Genomic DNA, 24,381 nt, shown 5'->3' with positions numbered 1-24,381 from the left:
GAGGGCTCGTGGGCGAGGTGCTGCGCGTACGCGGGGTGGCACTGCCGTCGGAGGAGTCCGCCGAGTTCTGGATCACCGGGGGCGTGCTGTCGCGGGAGCCGGTCCGCGACGCGGTGACCGTGGTGGACGGGGGGTGGCTGCTGCCGGGCCTGGTGGACGCGCACACGCATCCGGGCGCCGAGCGGCCGGGCGACCCGCTGGACGCTGAGCTGCTGCGGCGCCATGGGCGTGAGCACCTGTCCGCCGGGGTGACGCTGTTGCGGGTGCCCGGCTCGGCGGGTCGGCTGCCGGGCTGGTTCGGCACGGAGCCCGATCAGCCGCGGGTCGTCTCGGCGGGGCGCTGGCTGGCCCTGCCGGGCCGGTTCTACGACGGCTGGGCCAGGCACGTCGAGGCGGCGGATCTGGCCGACGCGGCCGTGGAGGAGGCGCTGGCGTCCGGCGGCTGGTGCAAGGTGTACGCCGACTGGGTGGGCGACGAGCACGGCCTGGACGATCCGCCGCTGCCGGCCGGGCGGCTCGCCGAGGCGACCCGGCGGGTCCACGCGGCGGGCGGACGCGTCGCCGTCCACGCGCAGACGGCGGCGGGCGCGCAGGCCGCCGTGCGGGCCGGCGTGGACAGCCTCGAACACGGGCTCGGCCTGGACGTCTCGCTCCTGGACCGGATGGCCGCCCAGGGGACGGCGCTGGTGCCGACGTTCACGGTGTGGGAGACGTTCGCCGAGGTGGCGCGGGCGTCGCGGTCGCGGCGGTTCCGGGAGTGGTTCCGGGCCGCACGCGAAGGGCTGGGGCCGCTGGTGGCGGCGGCGCACGAGGCCGGGGTGACGGTGCTGGCGGGCACCGACAGCTACGGCACGTCCGTGCTGCCGCACGGCAGGGTGGCCGGTGAGGTGCGTCACCTGGTCGCGGCGGGGGTCCCGGCGGACGCGGCGCTGGGCGCGGCGTGCTGGACTGCGCGTTCGTTCCTCGGCTTCCCGGGGCTCGAACACGGCGCCGCGGCGGATCTCGTGGCGTTCGAGGAGGACCCGCGCGCCGATCCGCGGGTGCTGGCGCGTCCGGCGCGCGTCGTGCGGGGCGGCCGGGTTGTCCGCTGACCGGTGCGGCATGACCCGCGTGACCGCGCCCGGCGGACCGCGCGGACCGGGGCGAAAGGAGCGGGCCGACCCGATACGGTCGCCCTATGCCTGATCGTGTGCTCGGCGGGCGATATCGCCTGATCTCCCGCCTCGGCGCCGGCGGCGCGGGATCGGTGTGGACGGCGACGGACGAGACGCTGCGGCGCGAGGTGGCGGTCAAGGAGATCGTGCTGCCCGACGGCCTCGACCCCGAACGGCACCGGGTGGCCTGCGAACGCGCGCGGCGCGAGGCCCGCGCCGCCGCGCTGATCGACCACCCCAACGTCATCACCGTGCACGACGTGCTGGTGGAGGACGGGCGGCCGTGGATCGTCATGGAGCTGATCCGGGGCGAGTCGCTGGCGCGGGCGGCGCGCGCGGGCCTGACGCCGCAGCAGGTCGCCCGGATCGGGCTGCAGGTGCTGGACGCGCTGGAGGCCGCGCACGCCCGGGGCGTACTGCACCGCGACGTCAAGCCCGGCAACGTGCTGCTCGACCGGGACGGGCAGCGGGCGGTGCTGACCGACTTCGGCATCGCCGCCCTGGACGGCGACCCGGCGCTGACCAGCACGGGCACGTTCGTCGGGTCCCCCGGCTACATGGCGCCCGAGCGGCTGCGCGAGGAGCCCGCCGGGCCCGAGTCCGACCTGTGGTCGCTGGGCGCCACCCTCTACACGGCCGTGGAGGGACGCGCCCCGTTCGAACGCGACAGCCCGATGGCGGTGCTGGGCGCGGTGCTGTCGGACGAGCCCGCGCCTCCGCGCCGGGCCGGTTCGCTGGGGCCGCTGCTGTGGCACCTGCTGCGCAAGAACCCCGACGACCGGCTTCCGGCGGACGTGGTGCGGCGGGTGCTGCGCAACGTGGCCGAGGGCAGGCCGTCCGGGCTGCCCGACCCGGCTCCGCCCTCGGTGCAGGCGCCCTCGGTGACGCATCCGCAGCTCACCGCCGGTACGTACCCGGGCGCGGCCTCTCCGGGGGCGCCGCACGCGGGTACGCCGTCGAGACCCCGCCGCGTGTGGCCGGGTGTCGTCGTGGGCGTCGCGGGCGTGTTCGCCGTCGCACTGGTCGTCGCGGGGGTGGCGGTGGCGGCGTCGTCCAACGGGAAGTCCGGCGGGAACGCCGAACCGGCCGAGAGCACCACCCCGCAGGTGACGCGGAGCACCCCGAGGCCCGCCGCGTCCCCCTCGGTCATCGCCGCGCCCGTCGACTTCTGCACGACGCTCACCGACCGGCAGACGCGCCGGTTGCTGCCCGGCGCGACGCCCCAGCGCGCCAAGGCGAAGGACAACGGCTGCTCGTGGTGGATCGAGAACCGGGGCCTGACCGTGGAGGACGTCAACCGGCTGCCGGACGAGCCGTGGCCGTCGTCGGACGGCGAGGCGCACACCAAGTTCGTCGGCTACCGCAACCAGCGCGCCAAGGGCTCGGAGCTGATCATCTGGGGCTGGGAGGAGATCGGGGTGCGCCAGGTGCGGGCCCAGCGGTCCCCCGCCTCAACGCTCGGCGGGGTCGGTGACGAGGCGTTCTCCTACACCTACCGCGGCACCAGCGCCCCGATGGACAAGGCGTTCGTCGTCTTCCGGAAGGGCAAGGCCGTGGTGGAGGTCGAGTTCACCCACAGGCGCGGCACCGGCGGAATGGACGACGCGGTGCAGGCGGCGCGCTGGGTCGCCACGTCCCTGGAGGGCCGCGCATGACGGCGCCGCGGGTGCTGGCCGGGCGGTACCGGCTGGTGGAACGGCTGGGCCAGGGCGCCATGGGCGTGGTGTGGCGGGGCCGCGACGAGGCCCTCGGCCGGGAGGTCGCGGTCAAGGAGCTGCTGCTGCCCGCCCATCTGGACGCCGCCGACCGCGAGCACGCGGCGCGGCGCGCCTTCCGCGAGGCCCGCGCCGCCGCCGCGCTCGACCACGAGTCGATCGTCACGGTGCACGACGTGGTCATGGACGGCGACCGGCCGTGCATCGTCATGGACCTGCTGCCCGGCCGTTCCCTGGACGCCGTCCTGGCCGACCGGGGCGCGCTGCCGCCCGTGCAGGCCGCCCGGGTGGGCCTGGACGTGGTGCGGGCGCTGCGCGCGGCGCACGAGCGGGGCGTGCAGCACCGGGACGTCAAGCCCGCCAACATCTTCCTGCGCGACGACGGCCGCGCCGTGCTCACCGACTTCGGCATCGCCGCGCTGGAGGGCGACGCCACGCTCACGCAGGAGGGCTCGCTGATCGGGTCGCCCGCGTACATGGCGCCCGAGCGGGTGCGGCACGAGCGCGGCGGGCCCGCGTCCGACCTGTGGTCGCTGGGCGCCACGCTGTACGCGCTGGTGGAGGGGCGTCCGCCGTTCGCCCGGTCCACGCTGATGGGCACGCTGAGCGCGGTGCTGACCCAGGAGCCGGTGCCGCCCAGCGCCGCCGGGCCGCTCACCCCCGTGATCATGAGGCTGCTGGTCAAGGACCCGGCCGCGCGGCTGCCGGCCGGGGACGCCGAGAACGCGCTGCTGGCCGTCGCGTCGGGCAAGGAGGCTCCCCCGCCGCCCCCGCCGGGCTTCTCGCCGGTCCCGCCGTCGCCGCCGGCCGTGCCGCGCGCGTCGACCGTGCCGCCCGGATCCACCGTGCCGCCTGTGACGACCATGCCGCCCGTCCCGACGATGCCGCCGGGGCGGCCGCCGTCCGGGCGCGGCCGGGGCGTGGTCGTGCCGCTGGTGACCGGGGCGGTCGTGACGCTCGTCGCCGTGGTGGCCGTGGTCGCGGTCGTGCTGAGCACCAGGGAGGACGGGAACCCGACCTCGGGGCTCGCTTCGCCGGACCGCACCGCCACCGCGGCCGCGTCCGGGCCCGTCCGGTTCGCCAAGCCGCCGCCCGCCTGCGGCCTCATCACCGCCGGCCAGGCCGCGCGGCTGGTGCCCGCCTTCTCCTCCCACGCCGACGCGTCGGACGACTACTCGACCGGCCTGCCCAAGTCGGAGTGCAGGTGGAGCGTCGCGGATCCCGGCGCGCGCGGCGAACCCGAACTGGGCGTCACCCTGATCGCCGACCGGGCCACCGCCGCGGCGCAGACCCGTTTCCAGAAGGAGCGCCGGACGGCGGCGCCGCTGCGGACCCCGGACCCCGAGCGGCCCTTCCGCGACATCCCCGGGCTGGGCGACGAGGCGTACGGCTCGGACCGGCTGTCCGACGACGCCCGCGCCACCGTGGTCTTCCGCCTCGGCAACCTCACCGCCGAGATCGAATACCAGGCGGACGGCCGGGCGATCGGTTCGCTACGGGAGAACGCGCTGCAGGCGGCCCGGTGGGTGGAGGCGGCGCTGAAACGCCAGGGGTGAAACGTCGGCGACGAACGACAACGCACACTTCCGGAAAACGTAGGCTGTTACCCGGTTTGATCACTATTTGGGAGTGTGCGTTGCGGCTGCCGGAGCACCTGGAGCTACTGCTCACCGACGAGCCGGTCCTCGACGTCTACTCGTACGGCCCGTGGCGGGTGCCCGACGGGCTGTTCGAGGAGATCGGGGCGCGGATCGACGCGCTGGCGGGCGACCCGCGCTGCGCGGAGCTGACCACCGACGAGCACAAGCTGCTCACCCTGCCCGCGCCGCTGGTGATCGCCGAGATCTTCGGCATCCTGGCGTTCCTGCCCGGCGGCGGCGCGATCAAGGGCGGGTCGTGGTCGCAGCTGCCCGAGCGGCTGCTGCGCCGCCACATGGTCAACCCCGGCCCGCTCAGCACCCGGATGACGCGCTGGGACGCGCCCGGCGGCCGCTGGCGGCCCCCGGTGGACTGGCTGGTCGAGGCGCCCGACCGCAAGCTGGCGATCGAGCTGGCCCGCGAGTGCCTGGCCGTGCTGGAGGGGATCGAGCCGCTGGAGCGGCGGCGCGCCGCGCTGCTGCGCCTGTACGACGACCCGCCCGCGTGCGAGGTCAACCTGCCGAAGATGGAGCTGCGGGAGAACTGGCACGCGCACGCCGACGACGAGGTCCTGGCGGCCGTGCCCGAGCTGCTCGGCCCCGTCGGGTACCTGGAGTGGGTGTGCTCGGGGCTGCTGGCCGCGCACGAGGCGCTGACCGCGGTGGCGCCGCGCGAGGAGCCCGTCGAGGTGCACCTGATCCACCTGCTGCTGCAGGGCAGCATCGAGCAGGTCCCCGGCGAGCTGGTGGTCGCCCTCGGCGAGGACATGTACGGGGAGCTGAACGCCCGCTTCCCCGTCGAGCGGCGCGGGTTCAAGCCGGGCCCGTGGCAGGAGCAGACCCGCGCGTGGCTGGTGCGGGCCCTGGTCGCCGGCGCCGCCGACGCCTGCCGCGCCTGGCTGGACATGGCGATGCGGTTCGTGGCGATCCTGCAGGGCCTGCCCGGCGACCCGTGGTTCCCCAAGCCCGAGTGGATCCCGGTCGGGCAGTTCCAGACCGACCTGCGGCGGCTGTTCGCGCCGCGCCGCCGCGTCGTCAACCCGCTGGCCGCCCAGCTCAGGGCCGCGGCCAAGCCCGCCGCCGGGGACGGTGAGGCCGCCGGGGACGGCGGCGAGGTGGTCAGCACCCTGGTCGGGCAGCCGGAGGTGTCGGCCGTCCTGGCGGAGATCGGCGGGGAGCGCAGGCCCGTGCGGCTGCTGCTGGCCGGGCCGGACGGCACCGGCAAGCGCGACGCCGCCCAGGAGGTCTCCAAGGCGCTGCGGATGGGCCGCGATCCGCTGTGGATCACCGACAACCTGTTCGCCGGGCAGCGGCTGTCGGACGCGGTCGCCAAGCTGCACGCCGACGCGCGCGACTGCGCCCACGAACGGCTGCTGGTGATCGAGGGCCTGGACGACATCGCCACCGACCCCGGCAACGGCGAGGCGCTGACCGAGGAGCTGCACCGGCTGCTGGCCGTCCACCCCGACCTGAACCTGGTCGCGCTGTGCGACGAGGGCGGTGACGAGCGGATCCGGCAGGTCAACCCGGCGCTGCTGCAGCGCCTGCGCGTGGCCCGCACCCACCCGTTCAGGGCCGAGGGGCACGCCGAGCTGTTCCGCCGCGCCCTGCGGCGGCACGGCGCGCGCGCCACCCGGCAGGCGCTGGCCGCGGCGGGCCGGGTGCTGGCCGCCACGCCGCCCGCGCAGACGCTGCGCAACGCGCGCCTGGCCCCGCATCTGGCGGACCTGGTCGTCGCGGCCGTGCGGGACCGCACCGAGCCCGGCGGCGAGCTGGTGGTGCGGCAGAAGGACATCCCGGCCACCCTGGAGACCGCGCCGGGCGCCGGGGACGCGCTGGCCGAGCTGAACGGCCTGACCGGGCTGGAGACCGTCAAGCACGAGATCGCGCTGCTGGTCGCGGGCACCCGCGCCGAGCAGCTGCGCAGCGAGTCCGGGCTGTCGCTGACCGCGCCGACCCGGCACATGGTGTTCACCGGCAACCCCGGCACCGGCAAGACGATGGTGGCGCGGCTGCTCGGCCGCATCTACAAGCAGCTGGGCGTGCTGTCGTCGGGGCACCTGGTGGAGGCGTCGCGCGCCCACCTGGTCGGCGAGTACATCGGGCAGACCGCGCCGCGCACCCGCCGCCTGGTGGAGCGCGCCCTCGGCGGGGTGCTGTTCATCGACGAGGCGTACACGCTCACCCAGTCGCCGCTGCGCGGGGACTACGGCCACGAGGCCATCGCCGAGCTGGTCAAGCTGATGGAGGACCACCGCGACGACCTCATCGTGATCGTCGCCGGGTACGAGCGGGAGATGGCCGAGTTCCTGGCCGCCAACCCGGGACTGGACTCGCGCTTCCCCAAGCAGCTGCACTTCCCCGACTACTCCGACGACGAGCTGGTCGCGGTGTTCGAGCAGCTCGCCGCCGCCGACGGGTTCCGCTTGGCGCCGGGCCTGGCCGACCAGCTGCGGGCCATGCTGCGCCGCGCCCCGCGCGGCCCGTCGTTCGGCAACGGCCGCCTGATGCGCAACCTGCTCGACCTGGCCGTCGCCAACCAGGCGCAGCGCCTGGCGGCGCACGTCCACCCCGTGGCGAACGGGCAGTCCCCGAACGGGCAGTCCCCCAACGGCAAGGCGTCCGCCAACGGCAAGGCGTCGCCGAACGGGAAGGTGCCCGGCAAGAGGCAGCTGGTCACCCTCACCGCCGAGGACCTGCCGGAGATCTTCGACCATCCCGAGGAGCTGTTCGGCCTCTACCTGTGATCGTGTACCTGTGATCGTGCTTGCCCGGCGGCCCGCCGGGGTATGACACGGGGTGCGAGTCCCGGCCTGTCGTCGCGTTCGCGCGTGCTTCCCCGCCTTGACGTCCGACGGCGAGGAGGCCCGCATGACCGGACCCGAGCGGCCGTGGCCGAGCGTGCTGCGCGGCATCGCCGACGCCGAGACCGCCCGCCTCCGGGACGGCACGCTGCCGTGGACGTGGTGGCTGGACCGCGCGGTCCGGCACGGCCGGTACGGCTTCGCCAACACGCTGCTGATCGCGGCGCAGTGGCGCGCCGCCGCCGACGTGCGCTCCTACGACGAGTGGCGCGCGGCGGGACGGCAGGTCAGGAAGGGCGAGACCGGCATCCGGATCGTGTCCGCGGACGGCCGCGTCCGCGCCGTGTTCGACATCGCCCAGACCGACGGCCTGCCGCCGTCCCCTCCGGCTCCCGGCGACGGCGGTGAGCGCCTGGCCGAGCTGGCCGCCCGGCACGGGCTGCGTCCCCGGCTTCATCCCTCGCTCGGCGGGCTCGACGCCGCGACCGTGCTCGCGCACGAGCTGGCGCACGCCGTGCGCGGCGACGACCACGCCGACTGCCACGGCCTGCGGCGCGTCGAGGCCGACTCGGTCGCCTACATCGTGCTCTCCCGCCTGGGCCTGCCGCCGACCCGCCTGAGGTTCCCCCCGGCCGCCCCCTGGGCCGGGGCGACGCTGGGCGACCGGATCCTGCGCCACGCGCGGCGCCTGCTGGCCGACCACGACATCGCCCCGCTGCTCGCGGAGGCACACGCGTTCTTCCTGTCCCGGCTGCCCGGCAGCTGGGTGCCGGACTACCTGGCCGGACGCGGTTTCCCGCCGGACGTGCGGCGGCGCCGCCAGATCGGGTACGCACCGCCCGGCCCGCGCGCCCTGACCTGCCGTCTGCGGTCGCTCGGCCATGACGACGCGGCGATCCTGGCGTCGGGCCTGGCCCGTCCGGGACGGGACGGCGGGCCGTACGACACGTTCCGCGACCGCGCCGTGTTCCCCCTGCGCGCCGCCGACGGCACGATCGCGGGCTTCATCGGCCGCGCCCGCGACGGCGCGCCCGGGCCGAAGTACCTCAACGGGCCCGACACGGCGCTGTTCCACAAGGGAGAGCTGCTCTACGGGCTGCACGAGGCGCGGGCGCGGCTGGCGCGCGGCGCCCGCCCGGTGATCGTCGAAGGGCCGCTGGACGCCATCGCCGTGGACATGTCGACCGGCGACGACCACGCGGCCCTGGCGCTGTGCGCGGGCTCGCTCACGTCCGCGCAGCTCGACGCGCTGCGGCGGGCCGCCGACCTGGACGGCGCCGGGCTGCTGCTCGCGCTGGACGGCGACCGGGCGGGGCGTTCGGCCGCGCAGCGGGTCTGGCGGCTCCTCGCGGGCGTGCGCGGCCCCGTCGACGTCGCCGTGCTCCCGGCCGGGCGCGACCCCGCCGACGTGCTGCGCGAGCACGGGCCCGGCGCCGTCGCCGAGGTGCTGCGCGGCGCCGTGCCGCTGCCGGACGTCGTCGTGGACGCCGCCATGGAACGGGCGGGCGGACGGCTCGCGACGTGCGAGCACCGGCTGGCGGCGATCCGCGCGGCCGCCCGGGTCATCGCCGCGGGCCGTCCGGACGACGCCGCCCGCCAGGTCGTCCGCGTCGCGCACCGCACCGGCGTCGCCCCGGCCACGGTCACCGAGGCCCTGTGCGCGGCGGTCGGCCCCGGGACGCCTGGAACCGCTCCGCCGCGGCGAACAACACGTGCTCGGCACCGGCCCGTCCGATGAACTGGGCGCCGACGGGCAGGCCGCCCACGAACCCCGCCGGGACGCTCAGCGCGGGCACGCGCGCCACGTTCCACGGGCAGGTCAGGGACACCAGCGCGGGCTGCATCGGGCCGAGGGCGCTGTCGCGCCACCCGATGGGCGGCGCGGTGAACGGGACCGTGGGCAGCACCAGCACGTCGTACCGGTCGAGCAGGCGGGCGACCGTGCGGCCGAAGGCGTCGCGTTCTCGCAGGCCGCGCACGTAGCGCCAGCCGGGCGTGCGCCGGGCGCGCTCGAGGCGGTCGAGCGTGGCGGGCTGGTACTTGTCCGGCACGCGTTCGACCTGGTCGGCGTGCACGTCGTAGGTCTCGCAGTCCTGGATCGCGGCGAAGATCCGGCGCGCCACGGGCAGGTCGAGGCGTTCGGCGGGCAGGTCGGCGAGCAGGTCGGTAAAGGCGGCCCGCACGACCTGCTCGACCTCGGCGTCCACCGGGGCCATGCCGTCGACCCAGGCCATGCGCATCTCGTCGGGGGCGGGCCGGTCGGCGGACGACGTCAGCACCCGGTAGGCCGTGCGGCAGTCGGCGGGGGTCGCGGCGAGCACGCCCACGTGGTCCAGGGACTCCGCCAGCGGGAACACGCCGTCGATGGGGATCGCCCCGAAGGCGGGCTTGAAACCGGCGATCCCGCACAGCGCGGCAGGAATCCGCACCGAGCCGCCCGTGTCCGTGCCCAGCGCCAGCGGCACCATGCCCGCCGCGACGGCGACCGCGCTGCCGCCGCTGGACCCGCCGGAGATGCGCGCCGGATCGTGCGGGTTCCGTGACGGGCCGGTCACGGACACGTCTCCGCTCGCGCCGTAGGCGAACTCGTGCGTGGTGGTCTTGCCGACGATCACCGCGCCCGCCTCCCGCAGGAGCCGCACGCACGCCGCGTCCCCGGGGGCCACGTACCCGTCGAAGAGGGCCGAGCCCATGCCGGTGGGCAGGCCCGCGACGTTGATGATGTCCTTGACCGCGACCGGGACGCCGTGCAGGGGGCCTCGGTCGGCGCCCGCCGCCAGCTCCTCGTCCGCGCGCCGTGCCGCCTGGGCGGCGCCCTCGGCGTCGACGGTGACGAACGCGTTCAGGCCCGGGTCGATCGACTCCAGCGCCCGTTCCAGGAGCGCGGCGGCGCTCGTCCGGCCCGCCCGCAGGTCGTCTCCGAGATCCGCCAGCGTCCGGCCGATGAAGAAGCCCTTCATGCCACGCCCTGCCCTTCCTGCTGCCCATGCCGGGCGTTCCCGGCGAAACGGCCACGGCCCCGGCCGTTCGTCGCAGCCGGGCGACCGCTGGTCGACTGCCGCCCCGGTCCGGGGAATCCGCGCCTGCCAACACGACTAGTTTCGTCGCACCAACGAAGCGGTCCCGCCGGCGCGCTGGGGGGCGGGGCGGCAGTCCCGGTGGCGCGAGCCCCGGGGGCGGCCGCCCCTGACGCCGGGGGACGCTTCACGGCGAGCGGGGGGATCGGGGGCACGGCGGCACGGCCGAGGGACGGCGTGCCGTCCGCCGTGGCCCTCCGCGACCGGCCCCCACGACAGGGCGGCCCCGCTCAGCCGCCGTCCAGCAGGCGGCGCAGCGTGTCCGGCGTGCGGGCGGGCGGGTCGGCGTCCACCACCAGGCGGTTCATGACGTCGGTGTAGTGGTCCACCTCGGCGGGACGGTCCGGATAGTGGGCGTTGGTGAGCTGCTGGAGGTACACCACGTCCGGCAGGTCGGCCTCCTCGAAGCGCAGCAGGGTGATCGGCCCGCCGATGGCGCCGTGCCCGCCCGCGCCGAACGGCAGCACCTGCACGGTGACGTTGCGCAGCGCGCACACGTCGATCAGGTGCCGCAGCTGGGCCCGCATGACCTCCCGGCCGCCGAACGGGCGGCGCAGCGCGGCCTCGTCCACCACCGCCCACAGCCGCGCCGGTTCGTCGCGGGTGAGGACGCGCTGCCGCTCCCGGCGCAGCGCGACCCGCCGCTCGATCTCCCCGGCGGACGCGTCCGGATGGGCCAGCCGGATCACGGCGCGCGCGTAGTCCTCGGTCTGCAGCAGCGCCGGGACGACCTGCACCTCGTAGCAGCGGATGACGCCGGCGCCCTGCTCCAGCCCCAGGTACGGCTCGAACCAGGGCGGGACGATGTCGTGGTACCGCTGCCACCAGCCCGGCACCGAGGCCACCCGCGCCAGTTCCAGCAGCGGCTCGCGTTCGGCGGGGTCGGTGACGCCGTAGAGGGTCAGCAGGTCGGCCACGTCGCGCTCCTTGAAGCCGACCCGGCCCAGCTCCATCCGGCTGATCTTGGACGCGGAGCCGCGGATCGCGTACCCGGCCTTGTCGGCCGACATCCCGCAGGCCTCGCGCAGCCTGCGCAGCCGCGCGCCGACCACCATCCGCAGCACCGTCGGCCCGGCCCGGCGAAGGCCGACCGCCTGCTCGCCCGCCGCGAAGTCCGCCACTTTCGCTCCCCCCGGTGGCCGAAGTCCGCCGTAACCAGCGTGCCATCTTCGGCGTGCGGTGAACAGCGGCGGTGAGCGGCGTCGGTGAGCGGCGTCGGTGCACGGCGGCCCGCGAGCGCGGGGAGGCGCCGGCGCGATGATTTTCGGCGGGACACCCGGTCCCCATAGGCGAAACACCCGCCGACGGACGGAGTGACATGCGAGCACCGCTTCTGCAGCGCGCCATCGATCACGCACTCGATTCCGTCGAGGGCGTCACCCCCGCCGCCCTGTCGCTTCCGACTCCCTGCGCCGGCTGGGATCTAGGGACGCTGCTCCATCACCTGAACGACGCGTTCGACGTGCTCGCCGAGGGCGTGTGCGCGGGAATCATCGCCTCCGCCCCGGCCGTCATGGACGACGCGGACGCCGATGATCCCGCCGCCGTCTTCCGCAAGCGCGCCGAACGGGTGCTGGACGCCTGCTCCCGCCCTGAGACGACGCGGCGGGGCGGCGCCGCGATCGCCGACCGCCGCCTGCCGGTGGACGTCGTTCTGACGACCGTGGCGTTGGAGATCGCCGTGCACGGCTGGGACGCCGCGCGGGCGGTCGGCGACCGGCGGCCGATCCCCGGCAGGCTGGCCCTGGAGCTGCTGCTGCTCGCTCCCCTGCAGGTCGACGACGCCGTGCGGCCCGGCCTGTTCGCGCCGCCCGTCCCGGTGCCGCCGGACGCCCCGCCCGGTGACCGCCTGGTCGCGTTCCTGGGCCGCGACCCCGCCTCCTAGCCGAGGCCGCGTGGCCGCCGAGCGGCGCGCTCAGCCGAGCGGGGCCTCGGCCCAGGTGACGCGCCGGTCGATCGGGAGGCGCACCGGGAGCCGGACCACGGCCAGCGGCCCGCGCTCGACCTCGCGGGCGTCGAACACCCGCAGGTCGCAGCGGCCGCGCCCGGCGTGCCAGGCGACGGTCACGAGCCAGCCGTCCCCTTCGGCCGCGCCGTCCCGGGCGTCCGGTGCGAACACCGGCGACCCGACCCGCCAGCCGGGCCCCAGCGGGGCCGTCCGCAGCCCTCCGGTGACGCGGTCGTGGCGGACGACGGCGGCGCCGTTCCCCTCGTCGTTCACCACGCCGAACACGTAGCGGTGCCGCCTGCCGCCGACCCGCCCGTCCACGACCGCCGCCGTGACGTCGGGGGCCGCGCACGCGACCCGCACGACGCCGGTCGCGGGGTCGATCCGCCACCGTCGCAGCCTCGGCCGGCCGGCGCGGGTCATGGCGTCCAGAACGATCTGGTCACCGTCGTCGTGGGCGTTGACGACATCGAGCGCGGCGCCGAGATCGACGTCCAGCCAGGAAGGTTCGGCCTGTCCGGGCCCTGAGCGCGGCAGCAGCCCGACGCGCACGGGCCGGTCCGGACGCTCGACGTACGGCGACCGCGCCCCCACCAGCGCGGCGGCCCGCGAGTGGACGACGGGCGAGTCGACGATCACGACGTGGCGGCGTGTCAGCGCGACGGCGTGACCGATCGGGGCGCCGTCGAAGGGGAAGGGCCGGGCGTGCAGCACGGTGCCGTCCGGCCCGGTGACCAGGTGCTCGGCGTGCCCGAGCCCGGGATAGGTGGCGACGGTGTGCCAGCGGGACGCGCCCGCCTCCCGCACCGGGCGGGCGAACGCGACCAGCCCCGGCCCGTCCGGTTCCGGCCCGCCGCACCACACGGACGGGGCCAGGGCGGGGATGGGCCCGAGGGGGTGGCTCCGGTCCACCGGCGGCCGCGCCCGGAACAGGCGGGCCTCCCCGGCGCTCAGCCGGACGCCCGAGAGCACGTGCGGGCCCCGCAGAACGCCGCCGGAAGCGCCCGGGGCGGCCGGGTGCGTCCGCGCCTGGAGGAAGCAGCCGTCCAGCCCGGCGGGAAGCCCGCCGTCGAGGGGCAGGGGACCGTCCTGACGCGAGGGCCCGGCCGGCACGACCGCCAGCGCCGTCCTCGGATCGAGACCGCGGATCCGGGTGGCCATGGGCGCCTCCTCCCGGGAGACCCATCGCATAACGATGTTGTACTAACGAAAACATATCGGCGTTATGGCATGATGTCAACATGAGCCCACGCCGCCTGGATCCGCGGGTCCGCTCGGCCCTCATCGACGTCGCCGCCCGGCTGCTCACCGAGGAGGGGCCGCACGCGCTCACCACGCGCCGCGTCGCCGCCGAGGCGGGCAGCTCGACGATGGCCGTCTACACCTACTTCGGGTCCATGGGCGAGCTGGTGCGCGCGATGGTGCACGAGGGGTTCGCGCGGCTGCAGCACCACCTCACGCACGTGGCGCGCACCGACGATCCCGTCGCCGACATGGCCTCGCTGGGGCGGGCCTACCGGCACAATGCCCTGGCCAACCCGCACCTGTACGGGGTGATGTTCGGCGGGTCGGCGCCCGGCGGCTTCTCACTGACCGAGGACGACCGCCAGCACGGGCGCTACACGCTGGGCAACGTCGTCGAGTGCGCGGCGCGGTGCATCGACGCGGGCCGGTTCCGCACCACCGACGCCGAGCTGGTGGCGCACCAGATGTGGGGCGCGACGCACGGCCTCATCACCCTGGAACTGGGCGACTACCTGATCGAGCCGTACGACGCCGAGCACCTCTTCGAGGCCCAGCTCGTGTCCCTCATGGTGGGCGCCGGCGACGCGCACGAGGCCGCCGAGGCGTCGGTGCGCGCCTCCCGCCGGCTCTTCGGCGACGGGCGGCCCGGCGACGAATGGCCCCGTGACGAAGGGCCCCGTGACGAAGGCCCCGGCAAAGCACGCGCCGGTAAGGAACGTGCCGGCAAAGAACGTGCCGGTGAAGGACGGCTCAGTAACGGGCGGCGAGCTCCTCGGCGGGCCGCTCGGGCGGACGGAACGGCCCCCGCGTGAACGCGGGCAGCCACCGCTCCGGATCGCCGCTCCACGACAGCGCGGCGATCTGGTCGTGCGTCCGCCGTCCGGTGAGCGAACGGTACAGGTCGTGGCGGCCGGCGCTCAGCACCCCGGCGGCCTCGTCCGGGCCGGTCGCCCACCGGTCCCCCGGCGTCTCGACCCGCAGGGCGGGCAGGCCCAGCTCGCGCACCCGCTCCAGGAAACCGCCGACGGGCACGTGGAGCAGGCTGGTGTAGCCGGGGTGACCGGCGGGCGGCGGCGCCCCGACGGCCACGCGCAGGTCCAGCTCGTGGCAGAACGCGTCGTGCGTCAGCATGGCGCTGCGCGGGTCGCCGGTGCGGGCGACCAGCGCGTCCAGTTCCGCACCGCGCTCCTCCCACCGGTCGAGCAGCTCGGTCAGCGTGGGCCCGTCGGCCCGGGGCGTGTCGGTGCGGACCGGCCCCGACGCCCGGCCGGTCACCAGCTCGACGGCCTGCTCGCAGATGTCCAGCAGGTGGGCCACCAGGTCGCGGACCCGCCACTCCGGGCACGCGGGGACGACGGCGCCGGCCGCGTCCGGACGGCCGTCCACCAGGGCCCGCACGTTGCGCCGGACGAGGGCGTAGACGACATGGTTCGGGGGACGCTCCATCGGACGGGCCTCCATCACAGCGGGGTGTTGCCGTGCTTGCGTTGCGGGGTCGACGCGCGTTTGCGCCGCAGCATCTCCAGCCCGCGCGCGACCGCGGCCCGGGTCCGCACCGGATCGATCACGTCGTCGACGAGCCCGCGTTCGGCGGCGTAGTAGGGGTGCATGAGCTGCTCGGAGTACTCGGCGACGAGTTCGGCGCGCAGCCCCTCGGGGTCGGCGGCGGCGGCCAGCTCGCGCCGGAACAGCACGTTGACCGCGCCCTCGGCGCCCATCACGGCGATCTCGTTGGTCGGCCACGCCAGGGACAGGTCGCAGCCGATCGACCGCGAGTCCATGACGATGTACGCGCCGCCGTAGGCCTTGCGCAGGATCACCTGGACGCGCGGCACCGTCGCCTCGCAGTAGGCGTACAGCAGCTTGGCGCCGTGCCGGATGACCCCGGCGTGCTCCTGCTCGATCCCCGGCAGGAAGCCCGGCACGTCCACCAGCGTCACCAGCGGAATCCCGAACGCGTCACAGAACCGCACGAACCGCGCCGCCTTCTGCGCCGCGTCGGCGTCCAGCACCCCGGCCAGCACCATGGGCTGGTTGGCCACCACCCCGACGACCTCGCCGTCGATGCGGCCCAGCGCGCAGATCACGTTCGGCGCCCAGTTCTCGTGCAGCTCGATGAACTCCCCGTCGTCCACCAGCTCCTCGACCACCAGGCGCATGTCGTACGGCTTGTTCGGCTCCACTGGGACGATCTCGGCGAGCCGCGGCCGCTCGTCGCCGGCCGCCCCGGTCGGCGGCAGCGCGGGCGCGGGCTCCAGGTTGTTGGCGGGCAGCAGCGACACCAGGTAGCGGACCTCCTCCAGGCAGGTCTCCTCGTCGTCGTGGACGAAGGTGGCCACCCCGGTGAGCTCGCCGTGCACGTCCGCCCCGCCGAGCTCGGCGTGCGTGACACGCCTGCCGCTCACCGCCTCAACCACGTCCGGGCCGGTCAGGTACATCTGGGCGGAACCGCGCACCATGAACGTGAAGTCGGTCAGCGCCGGCGAGTAGGCCGCTCCCCCCGCGCACGGCCCCAGGATCACACTGATCTGCGGGATCACCCCCGACGCCCGGACGTTGCGGTGGAAGATCCCCCCGTACCCGTCCAGGGACATCACGCCCTCCTGGATCCGGGCGCCCCCGCTGTCGTTCAGCCCGATCAGCGGCGCCCCGTTCTCCAGGGCCAGGTCCATCACCTTGTGGATTTTCGCGGCGTGCGCCTCGCCGAGCGAGCCGCCGAAGACGGTGAAGTCCTGGGCGTAGACGAACACCCGGCGGCCGAAGATCGTCCCGGATCCCGCCACCACGCCGTCGGTGTGCGGACGGTTCTCGCCCATCTTCAGCCCGTGCGACCGGTGCCGCCGGTACATCTCGATCTCCAGGAAGGAGCCCTCGTCCAGCAGCAGGTCGAGCCGTTCGCGCGCGGTGCGCTTGCCCAGCCCGTGCTGCCGCTCGACCGCCTCCCGCCGCCCCGCCAGCACCTGCGCGCGCAGCCGGGCGTCGCGTTCGCGCAGCCGCCCCATGGACGGCGCCGATGCCCCCGCCTGACCGCCCCGCGCGGGCGCGGCGTGCCGCCGCCCGTTCGGCCGCGGCACCGGAACCGGGACGAAATCGACCTCCGAAGCGCTCACCGCCTCTCCTTTCGCAGCTCGTCGCGGTCCGCCGGGACCGGCAGGGGGCGTCCGGCGGCCAGGCCCGCCTGCCGGTCCGACAGGAGCCCGGCCCGGTGCAGCCAGCCCACCGCGTCGCCGACGGTCTCGGTCACCGGCCGCGCCGCCGGGTCGGCGTCGACCCGCAGATCGCGGACGCAGGTGTAGACGGCGCCGTACTCGGCCGGGATGTGCCACGGCCACACCCGCTGCACGGCGCCCGTGAGCAGCCCCACCGGCAGCATGGCGCGGGCCGGGAGGAACACGGCCGGCAGGCGGCGCCCGGTCACCTGCCGCAGCACCGACACGTACTGCCGGGTGGACAGGTACCGCCCCGGCGTGAGGTGCCGTCCCTGTCCGGGCGTTTCCAGCAGATCCATGTGGAACGCCGCCGTGTCGCGCACGTCCCCCACCGGGAAACCGCCCAGCGGCCACATCGGCATCAGCCCGCGCAGCGCGTTGCGCAACCGCGCGGTCTGGTCGCCGAGGTTCGGGTCGTGCGGGCCGAGCAGGGCGGGCGGATAGGTGATCATCACCGGTGCCCCCTGCGCCTGGTGGCGGCGCGCGATGCGGTCCGCCGCCGCCTTGGTCGCCATGTACCTCTCGCGGGGACGGCCGACCGCCGACTCCGCCCGCACCGTCCGCCCCTGGCCGGGGTCCAGCACGCCGAACGTCGAGACGTGCACGATCGGGGCCGCGCCGTGGCGGCGCGCCGCGTCGAGCACGACCTCGGTGCCCCGCTCGTTGACCCGCGTCATCTCCGCGTGCCGCCTGCTGTCGAACGAGTACACCGAGGCCGCGTGCAGCACCGCGTCGGCGCCGCGCACCGCCCGCCGGACGCTCCCCTCGTCGGTCACGTCGCCGACCACCACGTCCACGGCACCGAGGTCGACGCCCAGCGGCGCCAGCGCGCGCCCGGCCCTCGCCTCGTCCCGCGCCAGCAGGCGGACGCGGTGGCCGCGCCGGACCGCCGCGGCGACCGAATGAGCGCCGACGAAGCCGGTGCCGCCGGTCACGCTCACCAACATCGAACCATCTCCATTCGGCTCCGGCCGCCGCACCGGCCTGCCTGGCTGCGGTCCCCGCTCGGGGCCGCCCGTGTCACACCCGCCCGTCTCCGACCGGCCGGGGGCCCGGGGCGGCCGGCGCCCGCCGGGCCTGGCCGGGCGGGGGCTTGCGGACGGCGTGCCGCAGGACGCGCAGCATCATCGGCGGCTTCATCAGCGCCTCGGGCGGGTCGAGCAGCCCGGCCACGCGCAGGAACCCCTCGGTGACCTTGGCGTCCTTCGTCGCGGCATACTGGAGCCGGGCCATGTAGGCGTTGCCCGCCCGCACCTTCAGCGTGCGGCGCCCCTCCACGCCGGGGAAGTCCAGGTCGCCGCTGACCGAGACGTCCCAGGGCATGTCGATGACCCGGGAGACCCGGGTGAAGAACTCGCCCGGCTCCGGAGGGCCGCCGCGCCGCAGCTGCCGCCGCAGCTCCAGCGTCTCCATGGCGGCCACGGTCATGCCCTGCCCGTAGACGGGGTTGAAGCTGCACACCGCGTCCCCCATGACCAGCAGGCGTTCGGGGAAGCGGCTCAGCCGCTCGTAGCGTTTGCGCACGCTGGCGGGGAACCGGAAGCTGACCGGGTCGAACAGCGGCTCGGCGTCGCGGACGGCCTCGTAGATGTCCGGCACCGGCAGGGTCCGCGTGTACTCCAGGAACGCCTCCGGCTCGGTCGGCGGGTGGTCGCCCAGGATGCCGGTCAGCGACAGGTTGATCGTCTCCGGGCCGATCTTGCCGAAGAACGCGCCGCGCGGGTGTGCCGGCGAGGCCACCGGGTTGATCGACAGCGCGCCGTTCAGCATCCCGGGCCGCAGCTTGTAGTGCCGGGTCGTGTAGGCCAGGCCGATCTTCACCCGCTCCTCGTCGGGGCGCCGGTACCCCAGCTCCTCCAGCCAGGCGGGAGTGCGCGAGCCGCGGCCGGTGGTGTCCACCACCAGGTCGGCGTCCAGGAGCAGTTCCCCGCCGCCGTCGCGCGGCTCCACCCGGACCCCGGTGATCCGTTCCCGGGCCTCGTCGGCGACGATCCCGAGGATGTCGTGCCGTTCGAGGAAGGTCACGTTGGGTTCGGCCGCCACCTGCGCCCGGATGTGCTCCTCCAGCAGCGGCCGGGGGGCCATCACCGACATCAGCCCGGTCCGCGCGGGCCGCAGCCGCCGCGCGTTCAGGTACCAGTGCAGCTCGCCGAGGTCGCCGCTCGGCACGCCCGCCGCCAGCAGCCCGTCGGTCAGGCCGGGGAACAGGTCCTCCATGATCAGGTGCCCGCGGGCGTGCAGCGCGTGCGCGTGGACGGTGTGCGGCGCGCCGCGCCGGGTCTCGGCGACGCCGAGCACCGTGTCGCGGTCGACCAGCACCACCTCCTGGTAGGACTCGGCCAGCACCCGCGCGGCCAGGCACCCGGCCATGCTGCCGCCGAGCACCACCACGCGCCTTCCGACCTGGCTCTTCACCACGGCCTCCTCTTCCTGGTGAGCACCGCTGGGTCAGCCCTTCTTCAGCAGCCGGGCGAAGGCCCGCAGGTCCTGGACGAACAGGTCGGGTTCCTCCATGGCGGCGAAGTGCCCGCCGCGGTCGAACTCGGTCCAGTGCGCCAGCGTCGGGAAGTCCCGTTCGGCGAACCGCCGGACGGCCACGAACGCGCCCCGAGGGAAGATCGCGATGCCGAGCGGCGCGGAGATCGGCGGGTACCGGCCGGTCGTCATGTTGATCGGCAGCGTGTCGACGACCTCGTAGTACGTCTGGTTGGACGACCCGGCGGTCCCGGTGAACCAGAAGATCGTGGCGATGGTGAGCATGAGGTCGCGGTCGACGGCGTCCTCGGGGACCTCCGCCGCGTCGGCCCAGTCCCTGAACTTCTCGACGATGTAGGCCAGCTGCCCGACCGGCGAGTCGGTCAGCGCGTAGGCCACGGTGTGCGGCCGCGTCGAGTGCAGCTTCATCGTCCCCGACAGCTCGTCGTTGAACCGCTGCGAGCGGGCGATGCGGGCCTGGTCCTCCTCGCTCAGCCCCTCCAGGTCGGCGGGGTCGCCGCTGGGCATGGTGGCGAGCATGTTGAGGTGCACGCCCGCGACGTGCTCGGGGTCGGCCAGCGCCGTCATGATCGAGACGGGGGCGCCGAAGTCGCCGCCCTGCGGGACGTACCGGTCGTAGCCGAGCCGGCGCATCAGCTCGGCCCAGGCCGCCCCGACCCGCTGCAGCGTCCAGCCGGTCTGCTCGGTCGGCCCGGAGAACCCGTAGCCGGGCATCGACGGGATGACCAGGTGGAACGCGTCGGCCGGGTCGCCGCCGTGGTTGCGGGGGTCGGTCAGCGGGTCGATGACGTCCAGGAACTCGGCGACCGAGCCGGGCCAGCCGTGGGTGATCAGCAGCGGCGTCGCGTCCGGCTCGGGCGAACGGACGTGCAGGAAGTGCACGTTCGCACCGTCGATCTCGGTGACGAACTGCGGATGGCGGTTCAGCCGCGCCTCCATCGCGCGCCAGTCGTAGGTGGTGCGCCAGTATTCGGCCAGCTCTTTCAGATACGCCGTCGGCACCCCCCGCGACCAGCCGACGTCGGGCAGTTTCTCGGGCCATCTCGTGGCCGCGATCCGGCGGTGCAGATCGTCCAGGTCGGCCTGCGGAATTTCGATTCGGAATGGCTTCATACCGGCTCCTCGTCGCGGCGGGTCGATGAAATGCAGACGGCTTTCGGAGTCGCCCGTTCACCTTCGCACCCGCCATTGGGGGGCGCATCTCCTGGGATGCGATGTGCGCGGCCGCCGGTATCGTCCCTGCTGCCGGACGGGTGCCGTCCCCGGCACTTCGGAAGATGCCGCGAAATCCCGGCCGTTGCAGGCTGGAACGGCCCACACAGGAATCCTCCCGGGAGGATCACCGACCCGTGCTTCGGCGAAGGGTGGATGCATGACCGGACTGCGAAATGTGTTCGAGGATCTGGCCGCGGAGGGCGACGACGTCGACCGCATCGTGGCCGGCCTGGACGAGGCGGGATGGCGCACGCCGACACCGGCTCCCGGATGGACGGTGTTCGACCAGATCGCCCATCTCATCTTCATCTACCAATTGGCGGGAACGGCGGCGACCGACGCCGGCCGCTTCCAGAAGATGGTGGCGGACTCGGGCGACGATTTCGAGGCGGCGGTCAACGCCCGGCTCGCCGACCACCGCCACCTGACGCCCGCGCAGTTGCTGGAGCGCTTCCGGGCAGAACGCGCCGCGACGGTGCGGGCCCTGGCCGCCGTGCCCGCCGACCAGGTGGTGCCGTGGCTGGTGCGGCCGCTGCCCGCGGCGATCCTGGCCTGCGCCGGGATCATGGAGCTGTTCGGGCACGGCCAGGACGTCGCCGACGCGGTGGGCGCCGAGCGCGAGTACACCGACCGGCTGGTGCACCTGGTCGGTTTCACGGTGCTGGTGCGCGACTTCGGCTACCAGGCGCGCGGCCTGACACCGCCGGACCACGAGTTCCGCTTCGAGATCACCGCCCCGTCCGGCGCGCTGTGGACGTTCGGCCCCGAGGACTCGCCGGACCGGATCACCGGGTCGGCCGTCGACCTGTGCCTGCTGGCGGGGCGGCGCCGGCACCGCGCCGACCTCGACCTGGTCGCCACCGGTCCCGAGGCCGACCGCTGGCTCGACATCGCCCAGAACTACCGCGGACCCGCCGGTCCCGGCCGCAGGCCGGGGCAGTTCGCCGTGCCCGCCCGCTGAGACCGGCCGCAGACCCGCGACCCCGTCCGCACGACCCCGTCCGCACGACCCGTCCGCACGAGAAGGAGAAGTGACCCATGACGACCACCGACACCTCCGCCGACCAGGCCGCCATCGCCGCCGTCCCGCAGCGCGTCGTCCAGGCGTGGGCCGCGCATGACGCCGACGCCTTCGCCCGCGTCTTCGTCGAGGACGGCACCATGATCCTGCCGGGTGTCTTCCGCAAGGGACACGACGACATCCGCGCGTTCATGACCGACGCCTTCCAGGGCCGGTTCAAGGGCACCCAGGTCACCGGCAAGCCCATCGACATGCGCCGCTACGGCAACACCGCCGTGGTCGTCACCCAGGGCGGCGTGCTGGCGCCCGGTGAGACCGAGCCGTCGAAGGAGCGCGCCATCCGCGCCACCTGGGTCGTCGTCAAGGACCAGGGGGAATGGCGCCTGGCCGCCTACCAGAACAGCCCGACCGCGGCCTGAGGCAAGGCCCGGACCGCACGAGATCCGCACCCCGTCCCCTGGCTGAGGGGGCGGGGTGCGCGGCTGTCGGGAAGGCGTCGGCGAAGCTTCACCGCCGCGCGGCGCGGCGGCGTATCGCGTCGAGCAGGACGGCCTGGCGCAGGCAGACCTCGGCGTCGGGCGACCCGGCGCCGGTGCGGACGGCTTCGGCGAAGGCGGCGACCGTGTTGGCCACCTGGTCGTCCGGGGCCAGCCGCATCTCCTCAACGCCGGAGGGGCGTTCGACGCGGATGACGGGCACGCGGTCCGCGGGAGGGGTGAACGCCATGTCGAGCGTCAACCGCCCCTCGCTGCCGTTGACGGTGTACGTCGCGGTATAGAAGTTCTCGAGCCCGTAGGCGACCTGGACGCCGACGCCCTTGGGCGAGCGCAGCAGCGCGGCGCCGGAGGTGTCGACGACGCGGCCCGGCGCGACGCGCTGATGGGCGCCGACGACCTCCAGCTCCGGGCCGAGCAGGTACAGCGCCGCGCGGACCGGATAGACGCCGACGTCCCACAGCGCCCCGCCGCCCAGCGCCCTTTCGTAGCGGATGTCGCCGTCGGGACGCTCGGGCACGGTGAACGCCGCGTGCAGCGACCGCACCTCGCCGATCGCCCCGCCGCCGAGCAGGTCCCGCACGACCGCGTGCTGCCGGTGGTGGACGAACATGACGTTCTCCATCAGCACCAGGCCGCCGCGCCGCGCGAGGTCCAGCAGCTCACGGGTGCGCGCCGGATCCGTGGTCATGGGCTTCTCGACCAGGACGTGCTTGCCGGCGCGCAGCGCCGCCTCGGTCCACTCGGCGTGCAGGGCGAGCGGCAGCGGCACGTACACCGCCTCGACCTCGGCGAGTTCCAGCAGCGCGGCGTATCCCGTCACCGGGCGGCAGCCGAACGCGCGCGCGGCGCGTTCGGCTCTGCGGCCGTCGCGGCTGGCGATCGCGACGACCTCGGTCCGCGGCGCCGCGGCCATGGCGGGGAGCATGCGCCGCAGCGCGATGCTCGCGCAGCCGGCGACGCCGACGCGCAGCGGCTCCACTAACGCACCGATCCCAGGTTGAGGCCCGCCATCAGCGTGCGCGCCTCCATGGTGACGTAGTGGCCGTGCCGCAGCAGCCAGGTCAGCTGGCCCGGCGTGACCCACTGGTAGCCGGGCGGCGGGTCGAGCGGCGCCTGCGTCTCGTCGGCCTCGACCACCAGGTACCGGCTGTCGGCGTTGCGGAACCGGCCGCCCTCCTCCGAGTGCACGGCCTCGTAGCGTATCCGGGCCGGGTCGGCCGTCAGCAGCGCGTCGAGGAACGGCGGCTCGTCCTGGCCGGTCAGGCGCGCGTGGTCGCCGGGCGTCCACTGCGCGGTGGGGCCGAGCTCCACCGTGTGCACCAGGCCCGGCTCGACGCGGGCGTGCACCAGGACGTGGCGCACGCCGTCGATCGTCCGGCTCAGGAAGCCGGCCACGCCCTGCCCCGGCGGCTCCAGCAGCGGCTGCGTCCACCGGCTCACCTCGCGGCGGTCCGCCTCGACGGACACGGCCACGACGCGGAAGCACCGGCCGTCCTCGTGGCCGATGGACGAGTCCCCGACGCGCCAGCCCGGGGTCCGCGCCAGCGGGACGAGCCGCGCGGACGGGTGGCGCCGCGAGCGCATCTCGGTGAGCCAGGACAGCAGCTCCACGTCCGTCAGCAGCGCGCCGCGCTCCCGCCGGGGCACCGGCAGGCACGACAGCACGCTGCGGGTGTCCATGGCGAGCAGCAGGTCGCGCCGCATCAGCTCGCCGAGCTGGGCGAGGGTGACCCAGCGGTAGTCCTCGTGCACGGCGACCTCGTCGGTCACCTCCACCACCATGTTGCGGTTGCTCTTGCGGTAGAACCACCAGCCGAGTTCGGACTGGAGCGCGTCCGCCAGCACCCGGCCGCGCCGGTTCCCGACGAAATACTCCAGGTACCGGGTGCCCTTTCCCCGGTGCACCCGCGTGTAGTTGCTGTAGGTGGCCTGAACGGTCGGTGACAACTGCACGAGATTCGGGTTGCCGGGTTCCATCTTCGCCTGCATGAGGAAGTGCAGTTCGCCGCCGAAACGTTTGGCCAGCAGCCCGAGAACACCGACCTCGGGCTGGTGGAGAATGGGCTGGTACCAGTCGTGTTCGAGGGCGACGTGCAGCCCTTCGACGCTGAAGAAGCGGCCGGTCTCGTGGCGCAGGTTGCCGGTGCCCTCCTCGAAGGACCAGCCGCGCAGCGCGCCGAAGGGGATCTGTCGTACCTGGTAGCGCCCGGCGGCGGCGCGGCCGGCGAACCAGGCGTCGAAGTCCGCGGTGCTCGGATGCGCGCCCTCGCCGGCGGCCGCGGACGGGGCGAGCAGCGCGGCGGCCGCCGCGTCCTCCCTCGAACGCAGCGCGGGCGCCGCCTTCACAGAATCGGACAACATGA

The 24,381-nt window shown here is 74.9% G+C and carries 19 protein-coding genes; 9 read left to right on the top strand and 10 right to left on the bottom strand.

The window, feature by feature from the left end:
• The first annotated feature begins 8 nt into the window (after positions 1-8).
• The 5 genes from ABZ801_RS36960 (at position 9) to ABZ801_RS36940 (ending at position 9,048) form a co-directional block, all read left to right on the top strand.
• Positions 9-1,091, top strand: coding sequence for an amidohydrolase family protein (locus ABZ801_RS36960; RefSeq protein WP_360707392.1), 1,083 nt, complete (start codon positions 9-11; stop codon positions 1,089-1,091).
• Between the two features lie 86 nt (positions 1,092-1,177).
• The gene (locus ABZ801_RS36955; RefSeq protein WP_360707389.1) at positions 1,178-2,809 is read left to right on the top strand and encodes a serine/threonine-protein kinase; all 1,632 of its coding nucleotides are present in this window, start codon (positions 1,178-1,180) and stop codon (positions 2,807-2,809) included.
• Positions 2,806-4,425 (top strand): serine/threonine-protein kinase, encoded by a 1,620-nt coding sequence (locus tag ABZ801_RS36950; RefSeq protein WP_360707386.1) that lies wholly within the window; start codon positions 2,806-2,808, stop codon positions 4,423-4,425. The genes ABZ801_RS36955 and ABZ801_RS36950 overlap by 4 nt, the downstream gene beginning before the upstream one ends.
• A gap of 80 nt (positions 4,426-4,505) precedes the next feature.
• Entirely contained in the window at positions 4,506-7,253 is a 2,748-nt protein-coding gene (locus ABZ801_RS36945; protein WP_360707383.1) for an AAA family ATPase, read from the top strand.
• 124 nt (positions 7,254-7,377) lie between these two features.
• Positions 7,378-9,048, top strand: a complete 1,671-nt coding sequence (locus ABZ801_RS36940) for a toprim domain-containing protein (RefSeq protein ID WP_360707380.1) — start codon at positions 7,378-7,380, stop codon at positions 9,046-9,048.
• On the opposite strand, the gene ABZ801_RS36935 is transcribed toward ABZ801_RS36940, so the two are convergent.
• Both ABZ801_RS36935 and ABZ801_RS36930 read right to left on the bottom strand, forming a co-directional pair.
• Positions 8,954-10,270, bottom strand: a complete 1,317-nt coding sequence (locus ABZ801_RS36935) for an amidase (protein WP_360707377.1) — start codon at positions 10,268-10,270, stop codon at positions 8,954-8,956. The two genes, ABZ801_RS36940 and ABZ801_RS36935, sit on opposite strands and share 95 nt — an antisense overlap.
• Before the next feature lie 347 nt (positions 10,271-10,617).
• Positions 10,618-11,442 carry a helix-turn-helix transcriptional regulator gene (locus ABZ801_RS36930; RefSeq protein WP_344954991.1) on the bottom strand — a complete coding sequence of 275 codons (825 nt, stop codon included), beginning with the start codon at positions 11,440-11,442 and terminating at the stop codon, positions 10,618-10,620.
• A 263-nt stretch (positions 11,443-11,705) separates the two neighbouring features.
• Between ABZ801_RS36930 and ABZ801_RS36925 the strand changes: the two genes are divergently transcribed.
• Entirely contained in the window at positions 11,706-12,272 is a 567-nt protein-coding gene (locus ABZ801_RS36925) for a TIGR03086 family metal-binding protein (protein ID WP_360707374.1), read from the top strand.
• A gap of 30 nt (positions 12,273-12,302) precedes the next feature.
• On the opposite strand, the gene ABZ801_RS36920 is transcribed toward ABZ801_RS36925, so the two are convergent.
• Positions 12,303-13,496: a carotenoid oxygenase family protein gene (locus ABZ801_RS36920; RefSeq protein ID WP_360707371.1), complete on the bottom strand. Its 1,194-nt coding sequence runs from the start codon at positions 13,494-13,496 to the stop codon at positions 12,303-12,305.
• Between the two features lie 80 nt (positions 13,497-13,576).
• Between ABZ801_RS36920 and ABZ801_RS36915 the strand changes: the two genes are divergently transcribed.
• Positions 13,577-14,392, top strand: a complete 816-nt coding sequence (locus ABZ801_RS36915; protein WP_360707369.1) for a TetR/AcrR family transcriptional regulator — start codon at positions 13,577-13,579, stop codon at positions 14,390-14,392.
• Here ABZ801_RS36915 and ABZ801_RS36910 read toward each other — a convergent pair.
• The 5 genes from ABZ801_RS36910 to ABZ801_RS36890 form a co-directional block, all read right to left on the bottom strand.
• Positions 14,331-15,026, bottom strand: a complete 696-nt coding sequence (locus ABZ801_RS36910; protein WP_344954857.1) for a maleylpyruvate isomerase family mycothiol-dependent enzyme — start codon at positions 15,024-15,026, stop codon at positions 14,331-14,333. The two genes, ABZ801_RS36915 and ABZ801_RS36910, sit on opposite strands and share 62 nt — an antisense overlap.
• Before the next feature lie 14 nt (positions 15,027-15,040).
• The gene (locus tag ABZ801_RS36905) at positions 15,041-16,690 is read right to left on the bottom strand and encodes an acyl-CoA carboxylase subunit beta (RefSeq protein ID WP_360707366.1); all 1,650 of its coding nucleotides are present in this window, start codon (positions 16,688-16,690) and stop codon (positions 15,041-15,043) included.
• Positions 16,687-17,736 (bottom strand): NAD-dependent epimerase/dehydratase family protein, encoded by a 1,050-nt coding sequence (locus ABZ801_RS36900; RefSeq protein WP_360707363.1) that lies wholly within the window; start codon positions 17,734-17,736, stop codon positions 16,687-16,689. The genes ABZ801_RS36905 and ABZ801_RS36900 overlap by 4 nt, the downstream gene beginning before the upstream one ends.
• Positions 17,737-17,809: 73 nt before the next feature.
• Positions 17,810-19,204, bottom strand: a complete 1,395-nt coding sequence (locus ABZ801_RS36895; RefSeq protein ID WP_360707360.1) for an FAD-dependent oxidoreductase — start codon at positions 19,202-19,204, stop codon at positions 17,810-17,812.
• A 33-nt stretch (positions 19,205-19,237) separates the two neighbouring features.
• Positions 19,238-20,398, bottom strand: a complete 1,161-nt coding sequence (locus ABZ801_RS36890; protein ID WP_344954849.1) for an epoxide hydrolase family protein — start codon at positions 20,396-20,398, stop codon at positions 19,238-19,240.
• Between the two features lie 259 nt (positions 20,399-20,657).
• Here ABZ801_RS36890 and ABZ801_RS36885 point away from each other — a divergent pair, with 259 nt between their 5' ends.
• Together ABZ801_RS36885 and ABZ801_RS36880 are read left to right on the top strand one after the other, a co-directional pair.
• Positions 20,658-21,461, top strand: coding sequence for a TIGR03084 family metal-binding protein (locus ABZ801_RS36885; RefSeq protein ID WP_344954847.1), 804 nt, complete (start codon positions 20,658-20,660; stop codon positions 21,459-21,461).
• Positions 21,462-21,538: 77 nt separating this feature from the next.
• Complete coding sequence (locus ABZ801_RS36880; protein WP_344954845.1) at positions 21,539-21,940, top strand: SgcJ/EcaC family oxidoreductase; 402 nt, start codon at positions 21,539-21,541, stop codon at positions 21,938-21,940.
• A gap of 88 nt (positions 21,941-22,028) precedes the next feature.
• Here the strand turns inward: ABZ801_RS36880 and ABZ801_RS36875 are convergent, their stop codons facing one another.
• Together ABZ801_RS36875 and ABZ801_RS36870 are read right to left on the bottom strand one after the other, a co-directional pair.
• Positions 22,029-22,997 carry a Gfo/Idh/MocA family oxidoreductase gene (locus tag ABZ801_RS36875; protein WP_360707356.1) on the bottom strand — a complete coding sequence of 323 codons (969 nt, stop codon included), beginning with the start codon at positions 22,995-22,997 and terminating at the stop codon, positions 22,029-22,031.
• On the bottom strand, positions 22,997-24,379 hold the full coding sequence (locus ABZ801_RS36870) for an NDP-hexose 2,3-dehydratase family protein (protein WP_360707353.1): 1,383 nt from the start codon (positions 24,377-24,379) through the stop codon (positions 22,997-22,999). Before ABZ801_RS36870 ends, ABZ801_RS36875 begins: the two co-directional genes overlap by 1 nt.
• Positions 24,380-24,381: the final 2 nt, after the last annotated feature.

Source organism: Actinomadura sp. NPDC047616, from assembly GCF_040642915.1.
GTDB classification, from domain to species: Bacteria; Actinomycetota; Actinomycetes; order Streptosporangiales; family Streptosporangiaceae; genus Spirillospora; species Spirillospora miaoliensis.
Note: the sequence above shows the minus strand (reverse complement) of the source record. Positions and strands in the feature narration are given on the sequence as shown.